Origin of the sequence: Paraburkholderia rhizosphaerae (assembly GCF_004366595.1) — a bacterium.
In the GTDB taxonomy this organism is placed as follows: domain Bacteria; phylum Pseudomonadota; class Gammaproteobacteria; order Burkholderiales; family Burkholderiaceae; genus Paraburkholderia; species Paraburkholderia rhizosphaerae.
The window spans coordinates 50,726-63,294 of record NZ_SORE01000026.1; the positions used below are offsets into that span (position 1 = coordinate 50,726).

The following is a 12,569-nucleotide window of genomic DNA, read 5'->3' on the forward strand; positions in this document are numbered from 1 at the left end:
GAGCGCGCGACTTATCAGCAACATCGCGTGCGCATCCGATTAAACAGAAAGCGCCGCTTCAAGCGGCGCTTTCGTTTTGCAGCAGCGCCTCGCGATTCGTGCGGGGCCCCGTGCTATTCACCACGCGTTGCGGCTAACGCTTCGACTCTCGCTTTCACTTGCTCGATGACCGGCGCCCATGCGCCAACCGAGGGCTGCCGTACCAGCTCGATCGAGCGATACCACGGCGTGGTTTGCGTTTCCTCGCCCCAAAACCACGCGGACACGCGATCGATCATCAGGCAGGTCGGCACGCCGAGCGCGCCGGCCAGATGCGCGGGGCCGCTGTCGATCGTCACGACCAGGTCGAGGTGCATCAGCAACGCGGCGACATCGTCGAAGCCGGCGGCAAAGCGCGCGGTCGGATCGACGATGTCGATCCCGTGCGCGCGCCATTGCGCAACCGTCGCCGCGCGGCCTGGCGACAGCGCGAACCACGTGATGCCAGGTACCAAGAGCAAAGGCTCGAGTTGTTCGACGGGTACCGACCGGCGTGTATCGCGGATATGCGCGGGGTTGCCGTTCCAGACGAGTCCGACGCGTCGTTGCCCGTTCGTTGCGGCTGCAACGACATACTCGCGCCATGCATCGATGCGTGCTGGCTCCGCGCTCAGATACGGTTGCGCCCAACCGCTTGCGTCGTGTATGCCGAGATGCAGCGGCAAGCTCATCAGGCCGCAGTGGAAGTCGGGATGCGTATCGAGACTGGTTTCGAGCGTGACATCCGCGGGCAGCATCCGCTCGAACAGCGAGCGCAGCGGACCATCGTGGCCGAAGATCACGCGACCGCCCTGTTCGCGCGCGCGTTGTGCAATGCGCGGCAGAAAGCGAACTGCCCACAGGCAGTCGCCATGCCCCTGTTCGCCATACACGACGAGCGTCTTGCCCGCGAGCGACTCGCCGTGCCAATGCGGACTGATCGCCGCAAGCGCTTGTTGTGCATTGTCGGTTCCGTCGTCGAACGCGACGCGCGCTTCGTAGTGCGGCCATCCTTGCGCGAAGCGGCCCGCACGGATCTCGAGTTCCGCGAGGTCGAACAACGCGTGCGGGCTGTCAGGCGACAGTTCGAGCACGCGGCGCAATAACGCTTCGGCTTGCGCAAAGCGCGCCTGCTCCTTGATGCACAACGCAAGCTTGTGCAGCACCACGGGATTGTTCGGCGCCACGCGCGCGGCTTCGAGCAGCAAGCGCTGCGACTCGTCGAAATCGTCACGTTGCTGAACAGCGGCCGCGCGCCAGACCAGCGCGTTCGCGTCGGCGGGATCGCGCGCAAGCAGCAGTTCCGTTGCCGATTCAACGAGCGGCCAGTCGCGCACGATAAACGCGGTCTGCGCGATTGTCGGCAATAACGCGGGATCGCTTGAAGCATCGAGGCGCCAGGCGCGCACGAGCGCGCTCAACGCGTCACGCAAACACGGCGTGTCGCGCATGGTGTGCCCATTGGGTGTATCGCGGCCGGCTTGCGCGAGCAGCGCTTTGCCATACGCAAGCCAGTCGGCGGCCACCGCGGTCGGCGCCTGCGCGCGCGCGTGTAGTTGCGCCAAACCCTCGGCGCTCGGATAGGTGGAGTCTGTCATTGGCGTGCTCCACGGACAGAGAATCGGTGCGGCGTCGCGCGTAGGTCTGGCTGCTCACGGAGCCGGCCCATCGCTGGGCCGCGCTTCGGATCAAACGGCGCTCGTCACGCCGATCCGGCCAACGCCCTATCGCGCGCGCTTCGATGCGATTACGGCGCGCTCGCCGCGATCTTCGGCGTCGCGACGACCACGTCGCCGCATTGCGCGCGATGCCGCAGCGCGTGATCGATCAGCACCAGCGCGAGCATCGCCTCCGCGATCGGCGTCGCGCGAATGCCGACGCACGGGTCGTGCCGCCCAAACGTTTCGACGACCGCCGGTTGCCCGGCCTTGTCGATCGACCGGCGCGGCGTGCGAATGCTCGACGTCGGCTTGATCGCGAGCGATACGGTAACGTCCTGTCCGGTGGAAATGCCGCCAAGCACGCCGCCCGCATGGTTGCCGACAAAACCTTCGGGCGTCAGTTCGTCGCCATGCACCGAGCCGCGTTGCGCGACGCTGGCAAAGCCTGCGCCGATCTCGACGCCCTTCACCGCATTGATGCCCATCATCGCGTGCGCGATATCGGCGTCGAGCCGGTCGAACAGCGGTTCGCCGAGCCCGACCGGCACACCGGTCGCGACCACGTTGATCCGCGCGCCGATCGAATCGCCTTCCTTACGCAGCGCGTCCATATACGCTTCAAGCTGCGGCACGATGTCCGCATTCGGCGCGAAGAAGGGGTTCTCGCGCACCTGCGCCCAGTCGACGAACGGCACGTCGATTTCACCAAGCGCGGCCATATAGCCGCGAATCTCCGTGCCCAGATGCTCGCGCAGCCATTTCTTCGCGACCGCGCCGGCTGCCACGGTCGGCGCGGTCAGACGCGCCGATGAACGGCCGCCGCCGCGATAGTCGCGGATGCCGTATTTCTGCCAGTACGTGTAGTCGGCGTGGCCCGGGCGGAAGGTTTCGGCGATGTTGCCGTAGTCCTTGCTGCGCTGATCGGTGTTGCGAATCAGCAGCGCGATTGGCGCGCCGGTGGTGTGTCCTTCGAATACGCCTGACAGGATCTCGACCTTGTCTTCTTCCTGGCGCTGCGTGACATGGCGCGACGTACCCGGCTTGCGGCGATCGAGTTCGATCTGGATATCGGCTTCGACGAGCGCCATGCCTGGAGGACAACCGTCAATCACACATCCGATTGCGGGACCGTGCGATTCGCCGAAGGTGGTGACGGTGAAAAGCGTACCGAGGGTGTTGCCGGACATGAGCGTCGTCCAATGTAAAGCGGGAAACCGTTATTATGCCAGCCCCGGGATCAGTGAGCCTGACGGGGCGGGCGGCGGAACGGTGTCCAAGGCGCCGACGGCCTCGCCTGCGCGGCCCGTGTGTTTGTTTGCAAGGCTTGCTTGTACCGTCCGCCTGGTAGCGCGCGCACGGGTCAACGCCACGTACTTGCGCCGCCTGCTTGCGCCGCTCCCCTTCCCCCCGCTCGCGCCGCTACTTCCGCGCGCCGCGCAATTCCGTCACGATCTGCTGCAAGCCTTCCGGCGTCACCTGCGCCGGATCGAGCGGTTCTCCGACCGCCAGCGTGAGCCGGCTCATCACCCCCTTGTGCACCGGCCGCGGCCAATGCGTGCCGCTGTCGCGCGAAAATACGCTGCCCCACAGCCCGCGCAGCGCCATCGGCACCACCGGCGCCGGCGCGCGGCGCAATATCTCGGTGACTCCATGGCGGAACGGACTGATGTCGCCGGTTCGGGTTAGCTTCCCTTCGGGAAAGATGCAAACCAGTTCCCCATCCGCGAGCGCCTGCGCGCAAGCGTCATAGGCGCGTTCGAGCAGCGCGGCATCCTCATGCGCGGGCGCGATCGGAATCGCCTTTGCGTCGCGGAACAGCCAGCCGATCAGCGGCGTGCGAAAAATCCGATGGTCCATCACAAAGCGGATCGGCCGCGGGCTTTCGGCCATGATCACGATCGCATCGACATAGCTCACGTGATTGCAGACCAGCACCGCCGCGCCCTGTTCGGGAATCCGCTCGGCGTGCACGAGGCGGATCCGGTAGATCGTATGCACGAGCAGCCATGCGATAAAACGCAGCAGAAACTCCGGCACGAGCGAGTAGATATAGATCGCGACGACAACGTTGAGCAACGCCGTCACCAGAAAGAGGCCCGGAATGCCGACACCAGCCGACGTCAGCGCGACCGCCATTAGCGCGGAGACGATCATGAACAGCGAGTTCAGGATATTGTTCGCCGCGATGATGCGCGCGCGATGGCTCGGCACGCTGCGCGCCTGAATCAGCGCATACAGCGGCACGCTGTAAAAGCCGCCGAACATCGCCAGCAGGAACAGATCGGCAAGCACGCGCCAGTGCGCCGGTACCACGAGAAACTCGGCGACCGACAACAAATGCTGCGCGCGCGGCAACGCGTGGCTCGCGAAGAACAGATCGATCGCGAACACGCTGATGCCGATCGAGCCGAGCGGGACGAGGCCGACCTCGATGCGCCGCTTCGAGAGCCGCTCGCACATCAGCGAACCGATGCCGATGCCGACCGAGAACGTCGCGAGCAGCACGGTCACGACATCCGGATTCGCGGAAAGCACTTCCTTCGCGAATCGGAAAAACGACGACAGAAAAGTCGCGCCGACAAACCACAGCCAGGAAATACCGAGCAGGCTCAGAAATACGGTGCGTTGCTCGCGTGCGAGCTTCAGATTGCGCCAGGTCTCGCTGACCGGATTCCAGTTGATCTGCAGGCACGGCTGCGCGGGCCTCGACGCGGGTACGAACCCCGACACCACACGTCCGATCACCGCGATCGCGATACAACCGGCCGCGAGAATCGCCTCGCCGTGCGATGCAAGACCCGCCGCCGCGCCGCCGACGATCGTGCCGAGCAGAATTGCGACGAACGTGCCCATTTCGACGAGCCCGTTGCCGCCGACCAGTTCCTGCTTCTCGAGATGTTGCGGCAGATAGGCGTACTTGACCGGGCCGAATACCGTCGAATGCACGCCCATCATGAACGTGCACAGGTACAGCAGCGGTGCACCATGCATCCAGAAGCCCGCCGCGCCGACCAGCATCACGCCGATCTCGAAGGTCTTCACGAAGCGGGTCAGCATCGCCTTGTCGTACTTGTCCGCGATCTGGCCTGACGTGGCCGAAAACAGCACAAATGGCAGAATGAAGATCGCGGAAATCAGAAACGCAGCCGTGTCCGCGTGCACGCCGGCAAAACGTGCGGCCTGATAGGTGACCAGCGACGTGAAGCCGATCTTGAACACGTTGTCGTTCATCGCGCCGAGGAACTGTGTCCAGAAAAACGGCGCGAAGCGCCGCTCGCGCAGCAGGCGGAACTGCGATGCGTGCGCGTCATCGGCGCGGGCGGCACGGCGGGCGGCGGGTAACGGTCGGTCGCTCATCGGGTGGTTGGCGGGTCAGGCCGGCAGGTGCAATGTAAGGTGGACGACTGGCTGCTCACGCAGCCGGCGCGACCAGCCCGGCGCTGGCTGCGGACACAAAAAAGCGCACGCTTTCGCGCGCGCTCCAATGTATCTGTATCAGCCGGCCGGCGCTCCAGCGCTCCAGCGACCGGCATCGCCGCGACATCGGGATAACCCGTACCGTACACCAAACCGGTGACGCGGTGACGTGAAACGCGCTCGCGCGTCGGGCGACCGGCCGCTGAAACGACCCTTTACTGCGCCTGTTCCCGCTCTTCCGGCCAGTCGCGAATATAGGCCTTGAGCATCCGGTTCTCGAAGCCTTGTTCTTCGACCACCGCCTTCGCGACGTCGTAGAACGAGATCACGCCCATCAGCGCGCGGCTATCCATGACGGGCAGATAGCGCACATGATGTTCGAGCATCATGCGCCGCACTTCATTGACATCCGTTTCCGGCGTGCAGGTCAGCGGGTGGTCATCCATGATCTTGCGGATGGTCGAGGTGCCGACGCTGCCGCCGTTGCGGGACAACGTCAGGATAATTTCGCGGAAGGTCAGCATGCCGACCAGATCGCCGTACTCCATCACGACCAGCGAGCCGATATCGTGTTCGGCCATCGCATTGACTGCGTCATTGAGGGGCGTGTCGGGGGTGACCGTGAAAAGGGTATTCCCCTTGACTTTGAGGATATCGCTAACTCGCATGATTCGTCTCCTGATGAAGCGCGGGAAGGCTTGAATGGCATTATTTTTGATGCTATCGGAAAGGACCCTAAAAGGAAAGCCGCCGCCAGCAAACACACGCGGGCAAGCCGTATGCCGCGCGCGCCGTTGTCCGGTGTGTTCACACGGGTGTTACGATGGCCTCACTCCCACCTTCGCGCGGCCTGACGGCCAGCCGTTCCGATGCCAGCCAACCGTTTCGATACGCTCGCGCTGCATGCCGGCGCGGCACCCGACCCCGCTACCGGCGCACGTGCAACGCCGATCTACCAGACCACGTCCTTCGCTTTTCATGATACCGATCATGCAGCCGCGCTGTTCAACATGGAACGCGCCGGTCATGTGTACTCGCGCATCTCGAACCCGACCGTCGCCGTATTCGAGGAGCGCGTGGCCGCACTCGAGAACGGCGCGGGCGCGATCGGCGCCGCCAGCGGCCAGGCCGCGCTGCATCTCGCGATCGCCACGCTGATGGGCGCGGGTTCGCATATCGTCGCGTCGAGCGCGCTGTATGGCGGATCGCACAATCTGCTCAGCTATACGCTGCCGCGCTTCGGCATCGAGACCACGTTCGTCAGACCCGGCGACATCGATGCCTGGCGCGCCGCATTGCGGCCGAATACGCGGCTCCTGTTCGGCGAAACGCTCGGCAACCCGGGCCTCGATGTGCTCGATATCGCGACGATCGCACACATCGCGCATCAGCACCGCGTGCCGCTGCTGGTCGACTCGACGTTCACGACGCCGTATCTGCTCAAGCCGTTCGAGCACGGCGCGGACTTCGTCTATCACTCGGCGACCAAATTTCTCGGCGGGCACGGTACGACGATCGGCGGTGTGCTGGTCGACGGCGGCACGTTCGACTTTGCCGCATCGGGCCGCTTTCCGGAGTTCACCGAACCGTATGCGGGCTTTCACGGAATGGTGTTCACCGAAGAAAGCACGGTCGCGCCCTTCCTGCTGCGTGCGCGTCGCGAAGGACTGCGCGACTTCGGCGCGTGTCTGCATCCGCAGGCCGCGTGGCAGTTGCTGCAGGGCATTGAAACCCTGCCGCTGCGCATGGAGCGTCATGTGGCGAACACCCGCAAAGTGGTCGAGTTTCTCGCCGCGCATGCGGCAGTCGAATCGGTCGCCTACCCTGAACTGCCGTCCCATCCGGACCATGCGCTCGCCAAACGGCTGCTGCCGCGCGGCGCGGGCGCGGTGTTCAGCTTCAACCTGCACGGCGATCGTGCGGCCGGTCGCCGTTTTATCGAAGCGCTCGCGCTGTTCTCGCATCTCGCGAACGTCGGCGATGCGCGCTCGCTGGTGATCCACCCCGCGTCGACGACACATTTCCGGATGGATGCCGCCGCGCTCGCTGCCGCCGGAATCGAGCAAGGCACGGTGCGCCTTTCAATTGGCCTCGAAGATCCGGACGACCTGATCGACGATCTCAAGCGCGCACTGAAAGCCGCGCAACAGCCCGCCGGTGGCCGAAAAGACGTTAAAGCGGTCGCGTCGGCGCAGCCTCACCCTGCCGCTAGCGCCGACATCACGCGCAAGGAGCCGCAATGATCGTCGACGTTCGCGGCCAGCCCGCCTATGCATACACGGGCGGCAAACCGTTCGACCCCACACTGCCAAGCGCCGTGTTTATTCATGGCGCGGAGCACGACCATAGCGTATGGGCGCTGCAGACGCGCTACTTCGCGCATCACGGCTTCGGCGTGCTGGCGCTCGACCTGCCGGGGCACAGCCGCAGCGCGGGCCCCGCGCTGCATCGCATCGACGCGATGGCCGACTGGCTCGCGGCACTGCTGGATGCGACCGGCATTGCTCGCGCGTTCGTCGCCGGACACAGCATGGGGTCGCTGATCGCGCTCGATTTCGCCGCCCGCTACCCGGCGCGCGCGACGCACATAGCGCTGGTCGCGACCGCCGTGCCGATGACCGTTTCCGACGCGCTGCTCGACGCCGCGCGCGAGCGCGAAACGGAAGCGATTGCGATGGTCAACCAGTGGTCGCATTCGACGCTCGCCGCGAAGCCGTCGTGCCCCGCGCCCGGTTTCTGGCTGCAGGGGATGAACCAGCGCCTGATGGAGCGCGTCGCCGCAACGGGCGAGCCGCATCTCTTTCATACCGACTTCAGCGCATGCAACGACTATGCGGACGGCCTCGAGCGCGCGGCGCAGGTGCGCTGCCCGGTACGGCTGATTGTCGGCAAGCGCGATGTGATGACGCCGCCGCGCGCGACACGCGCGCTCGCCGATGCGTTCCGCCAGTCGAACGCGAAGTTCGACGTCGTCACGCTCGACGCTGGGCACGCGCTGATGGCCGAGCAGCCGGACGCAACACTCGACGCGCTTTATACGTTCGCAGCACAGCGGCCGGTGCCGACGCAGACGCAGACGCAGTCGTAGCCCACCGTTCAAGCGCCGGACAAGCGCCCGACAGGCGGCGCGCAAGGTTCTTCACCCGTCGCTGTCGCGACTCCACCGCCGACACCTTACCTGCATGAGCGGCGGCGCACCATTGGCCGAACGGCCAGGTTGCGTCCCGCTGCGGGACGACGCAAAATGAAATCAACCTGCAAGCGCCAACGCACGGGAGCTGATGATGGACCCGCACTCCACGCACGAAGAACCGCACTTCGCCAGCTTTGCCGAGTTCTATCCGTACTACCTGGAAGAGCATCGCAATCTGACTTCGCGACGCCTGCACTTTCTCGGGTCGCTTGGCGTGATCGGCTGCGTCGCGATGGCGCTCGCGTCGTCCGACTGGTTGTGGCTGCCGGTCGCTGTCCTATGCGGGTACGGGTTCGCATGGGTCGGACACTTCTTCTTCGAAAAGAACCGTCCCGCCACGTTCCGCCACCCGATCTACAGCCTGATGGGCGACTGGGTGATGTTCAAGGACATCTGCGCCGGGAAGATCTCGCTGTAGCCGTCCGCTACGCAATCCGATGCGGCATCGGCGACGCATCGCGCGCGTTATCGCCCGAGCGCTGCGCGGACCGCTCGCCGGCACGCGCCGCGATCAACGCGGCTAGCGTCACATCCAGCCTGTCGTTTTCGAGCGCGGCCAGCAACGTCGCGCCATGCACGTGCGTCGAATCGAGCTTCGCCTGATACGCGAGTTCATCGCGATCGATCACGAGCAGATCGTATAACTGCCGCACGGTAATGTGATTCGGATTCGCGAGCAGCACGTGGTGGGGGTGCAAACCGTTGTCGTCGATCGGCACGATCCAGCCGATCGCTTCGAGTTGCTGCAGCAGGCGCACGGTCGTGTCCATATCCCGGCGAAGCATCCGCGCCAGTTCCGGCACCGTGTAGCCGCGCGAGCCGAGGTCGCGCGCTTCGCTGAGCATCGCGAGCAGTTCGAGCGCACACAGCAGATCGCCGCCCGGAAAGTAAGGGCGGTGAAACTGCCCGATGCGGATGGCCGGCAGCGCGGACGTGATCATCGCTCCTGCCAGCGTGATGAACCAGCTCAGATACATCCAGATCAGGAACAGCGGCACCACCGCGAAAGCGCCATACACCGCCGTATAGCTCGGTATGCGGCGAATGTAGAAGCCGAAGCCGCGCTTCGCGAATTCGAACGCAACCGCCGCGCACAGCCCGCCCACGGCCGCGTCGCGCCATGCGACACGGCAATTCGGCACAAACACGTACATCAGCGTGAACGCGAGCACCGTCAGCGGCAGCGCGGCGCCCGTCAGCGCCCATTCGATCATCGACGGAATATGCTGTGTGGCCGTGTACTCCATCGAGCGCGTAAAGAGATACGACGAAATCGACAGGCTCACACCGATCAGCAGCGGCCCGAGCGTCAGAATCGCCCAGTAAACCAGCACCCGCTGCGCAAACGGCCGCGCCTTGCGCACGCGCCAGATCACGTTGAACGCGGATTCGACCGTCATCATCGTCATCACGGACGTCAGAAACAGAAAGATCATGCCGAGCGTCGTCAGGCCCTTCGCCTTCGACGCGAACTGGTTCAGGTATTTGAATATCTGGTTATTGAACTGCACGGGCATCAGATGATCGGCAAGAAAGCCCTGCAGCGACATCTGAAATGACGCAAAAATCGGAAATGCGGTAAAGAGTGCGAACGCAACGGTTGCCAGCGGCACGAGCGAGAGCATCGTCGTGAACGTAAGACTGCCGGCGACCTGCGCAACGCGATCTTCACTACTGCGCTGCGCGGCGAAATGCGCGAGGCGTTTGAGTGTGTCGAAATCGACACGCATGCGGGACAACAGCGATAACACCCACGAGCGCAAGCCGGGCTCCTTCCACTTCATCGATCTCTCCGTGATGCTGCGATGCTGTCGTGTCTGATCTGCGGCCTGAGTGTGGGACCTGAGCGCGGGACCGAGCCCCTATAATACCCGTTCACTATCAAGAGCCCATGAAAGACATCCTCGTGCTTTACTACAGCCGGCACGGCGCGACGCGCGAACTCGCGCTCGCGATCGCGCAAGGCATCGACAGTGTGCCGGGCCTTCAGGCACGCGTGCGTACCGTGCCGCCGGTCTCGACCGTATGCGAGGCGAGCGCGCCCGATATTCCGTCCGAAGGACCGCCGTACGCGGAATTGCGCGACCTCGAAGAATGCGCTGGCCTCGCGCTCGGCTCGCCGACCCGCTTTGGCAATATGGCTGCACCGCTCAAATATTTCCTCGACGGCACCACGCCGCAATGGTTATCGGGCGCACTCGCCGGCAAGCCGGCGTGTGTTTTCACGTCGACCGGCAGCCTGCACGGCGGCCAGGAAACCACGTTGCTGTCGATGATGCTGCCGCTTCTGCACCACGGCATGTTGATCCTCGGCATCCCGTACACCGAAAGCCTGCTCAACGCGACGCAAACCGGCGGCACGCCGTACGGCGCTTCGCACCACGCGCGCGCGGATTCCGCGGTGCACGGCATTTCGGCCGATGAGAAGGCGCTGGCGATCGCACTCGGCGCGCGTATCGCACGCACCGCGGCTTCGATGACCGAACGTCCGTAGACGCGCGCGATGCGCAAGGGCTCACTATGACGATAAACACCCCGCCGCATTCGCCTGCCCGGCACGCTCGCGTGAACGATGCCCCGGCGACTTCCGCGACCGCTGCTTCGTCCGCTGATTCGTCTGGTTCCGCCGCTGGCTCGTCCGCCGCTGTGTCCGCCGCTGTGTCCGCTGCTGTGTCCGCTGTTTCGTCGACTGGCGCATCAGCGGCGACGTGCGCCCGGCGCGCGCCGCGATGGGCCGCGTACGGCGCGACGGCTGCCCTCGTGCTGCTGATCGCCCTGTGCGTCGCGTGGGAATGGCGCGTCGCGCCGCTGCGCCCCGGCGGTTCGGCGCTCGTGTTAAAGGCTCTGCCGCTTCTGCTTGCATTGCGTGGCGTGTGGCGGCGCAATTTGTATACGCTGCAGTGGGCATCGATGCTGGTGTTGCTGTACCTGATGGAGGGCATCGTGCGCGGGATGAGCGATCGCGGTCCGAGCGCGACGCTCGCATGGCTCGAAGCGCTGCTCGCGTTGCTGTTCTTCGTGTGCGCGCTCGCGTATGTCGCGCCATTCAAACGCGCCGCGCGGCGCGCAAAGAAAACGGCCTGACGCGACGCCCCCCTTGCGGGCGGCATCAAGGTGCTACGCTACACGCATCACTCGCGCCGCGACTGCGCGGCATCAACCGACATCGCGCCGCCCGCGCGCGGCACAGCGGAGCCGTAACGATGAAGATTCGCGTGCTGTCTGACCTGCATCTCGAATGCGATGAGCCCGACGTGATTCCGCACGCCGACGCCGACCTCGTCGTGCTCGCGGGGGACATCCACAATCATGCGCAAGGGTTGCGCTGGGCCGCAGAAACGTTCGATGGCGCCGTACCGGTCGTCTATGTGCCGGGCAATCACGAGTACTACGACGGCGAATTCGGCGCGCTTGAATCGGCGATGCTCGATGCCGCGCATTCGGTCGACAACGTGCACTTCCTGAACAACGCGGTGCTCGTCGATCCGCAACACCGCTGGCGCGTGCTGGGCACGACGCTGTGGACCGATTTCGAGTTGTACGGCGCGCAACCGGAAGCGCGCGCCGCGTCGATGGCAGCCGCGCAGCGCGCGATGCTCGACTACCGCGGCTTGATTCAGGTGACCTGGGGCGCCCCGGCGACCAACGTGACAAGTACGTCGCACACATCGGCGGCGGCCGAACACAACACGCGTCGCAATTTCACGCCGGCCGATTCGCTCGCGCTGCATGCGCGCTCGCTTGCGTGGCTGACCCACGAACTCGCGCAGCCATTCGCGGGCAAGACAATCGTCGTCACGCATCATGCGCCGCACCGGCGCAGCCTCGCCGAGCGCTATGCGAATGACCTGGTATCAGCGGGTTTCGTCAACGACCTGCCCGCGTTGGTACGCGCCCCCGTTGCGCTATGGATTCACGGGCATACGCATACGGGCTTCGATTATGTCGAAAACGGCACGCGCGTCGTGTGCAACCCGCGCGGCTACTTCGACTGGCGCACACGCAAGCTCGAAAACGAGCAGTTCAGCTGGAGCAAGGTCGTCGACATCTGAGCACAGTCACAGCAGCGCCTGGTCGAACGCGCGCTGCGTCATGCGAATCGGAAATCGGAAATCGGGCGCGGTGCGCGGATCAGACAGTCAAAGACTGCTCGCATCATCCTTGCGCGCGGACTTCATTGCGGTCGACTTGATTGGTACAAGCCGCGGCTGCTGCCGCAGACGACGCAACACGTCACGCGACGCGGCCACAGCGATCAATCCGAAAATGACAGCGACACC

The 12,569-nt window shown here is 64.8% G+C and carries 11 protein-coding genes; 6 read left to right on the plus strand and 5 right to left on the minus strand.

Features of this window, described 5'->3' with window-relative positions; all coding sequences use genetic code 11:
• Window positions 1–113 precede the first annotated feature (113 nt).
• From BX592_RS27105 to BX592_RS27120, 4 genes are all read right to left on the minus strand, one after another.
• Window positions 114–1,616: a tetratricopeptide repeat protein gene (locus BX592_RS27105; protein WP_134196364.1), complete on the minus strand. Its 1,503-nt coding sequence runs from the start codon at window positions 1,614–1,616 to the stop codon at window positions 114–116.
• Window positions 1,617–1,765: 149 nt separating this feature from the next.
• A complete protein-coding gene (gene aroC, locus BX592_RS27110; RefSeq protein ID WP_134196365.1) occupies window positions 1,766–2,866 on the minus strand; it encodes a chorismate synthase in 1,101 nt (366 codons plus the stop codon).
• A 232-nt stretch (window positions 2,867–3,098) separates the two neighbouring features.
• Complete coding sequence (locus tag BX592_RS27115; RefSeq protein ID WP_134196366.1) at window positions 3,099–5,036, minus strand: MFS transporter; 1,938 nt, start codon at window positions 5,034–5,036, stop codon at window positions 3,099–3,101.
• A gap of 275 nt (window positions 5,037–5,311) precedes the next feature.
• Window positions 5,312–5,764, minus strand: a complete 453-nt coding sequence (locus BX592_RS27120) for a CBS domain-containing protein (protein WP_134196412.1) — start codon at window positions 5,762–5,764, stop codon at window positions 5,312–5,314.
• A 201-nt stretch (window positions 5,765–5,965) separates the two neighbouring features.
• Here BX592_RS27120 and BX592_RS27125 point away from each other — a divergent pair, with 201 nt between their 5' ends.
• The 3 genes from BX592_RS27125 to BX592_RS27135 all read left to right on the plus strand — a co-directional run bounded on the left by BX592_RS27125 (window position 5,966) and on the right by BX592_RS27135 (window position 8,707).
• On the plus strand, window positions 5,966–7,339 hold the full coding sequence (locus BX592_RS27125; protein WP_134196367.1) for an O-acetylhomoserine aminocarboxypropyltransferase: 1,374 nt from the start codon (window positions 5,966–5,968) through the stop codon (window positions 7,337–7,339).
• Window positions 7,336–8,184, plus strand: a complete 849-nt coding sequence (locus BX592_RS27130; RefSeq protein WP_134196368.1) for an alpha/beta fold hydrolase — start codon at window positions 7,336–7,338, stop codon at window positions 8,182–8,184. Before BX592_RS27125 ends, BX592_RS27130 begins: the two co-directional genes overlap by 4 nt.
• Before the next feature lie 196 nt (window positions 8,185–8,380).
• On the plus strand, window positions 8,381–8,707 hold the full coding sequence (locus BX592_RS27135) for an Mpo1-like protein (RefSeq protein WP_134196369.1): 327 nt from the start codon (window positions 8,381–8,383) through the stop codon (window positions 8,705–8,707).
• 7 nt (window positions 8,708–8,714) lie between these two features.
• On the opposite strand, the gene BX592_RS27140 is transcribed toward BX592_RS27135, so the two are convergent.
• Entirely contained in the window at window positions 8,715–10,073 is a 1,359-nt protein-coding gene (locus BX592_RS27140) for a YihY family inner membrane protein (protein WP_243849749.1), read from the minus strand.
• A 107-nt stretch (window positions 10,074–10,180) separates the two neighbouring features.
• On the opposite strand from BX592_RS27140, the gene wrbA reads away from it, so the two are divergent.
• The 3 genes from wrbA (at window position 10,181) to BX592_RS27155 (ending at window position 12,341) form a co-directional block, all read left to right on the plus strand.
• Window positions 10,181–10,783 carry an NAD(P)H:quinone oxidoreductase gene (gene wrbA / locus BX592_RS27145; RefSeq protein WP_134196370.1) on the plus strand — a complete coding sequence of 201 codons (603 nt, stop codon included), beginning with the start codon at window positions 10,181–10,183 and terminating at the stop codon, window positions 10,781–10,783.
• Between the two features lie 176 nt (window positions 10,784–10,959).
• Complete coding sequence (locus BX592_RS27150; protein ID WP_243849753.1) at window positions 10,960–11,373, plus strand: DUF2069 domain-containing protein; 414 nt, start codon at window positions 10,960–10,962, stop codon at window positions 11,371–11,373.
• A gap of 119 nt (window positions 11,374–11,492) precedes the next feature.
• Window positions 11,493–12,341, plus strand: coding sequence for a metallophosphoesterase (locus BX592_RS27155; RefSeq protein ID WP_134196372.1), 849 nt, complete (start codon window positions 11,493–11,495; stop codon window positions 12,339–12,341).
• Window positions 12,342–12,569: the final 228 nt, after the last annotated feature.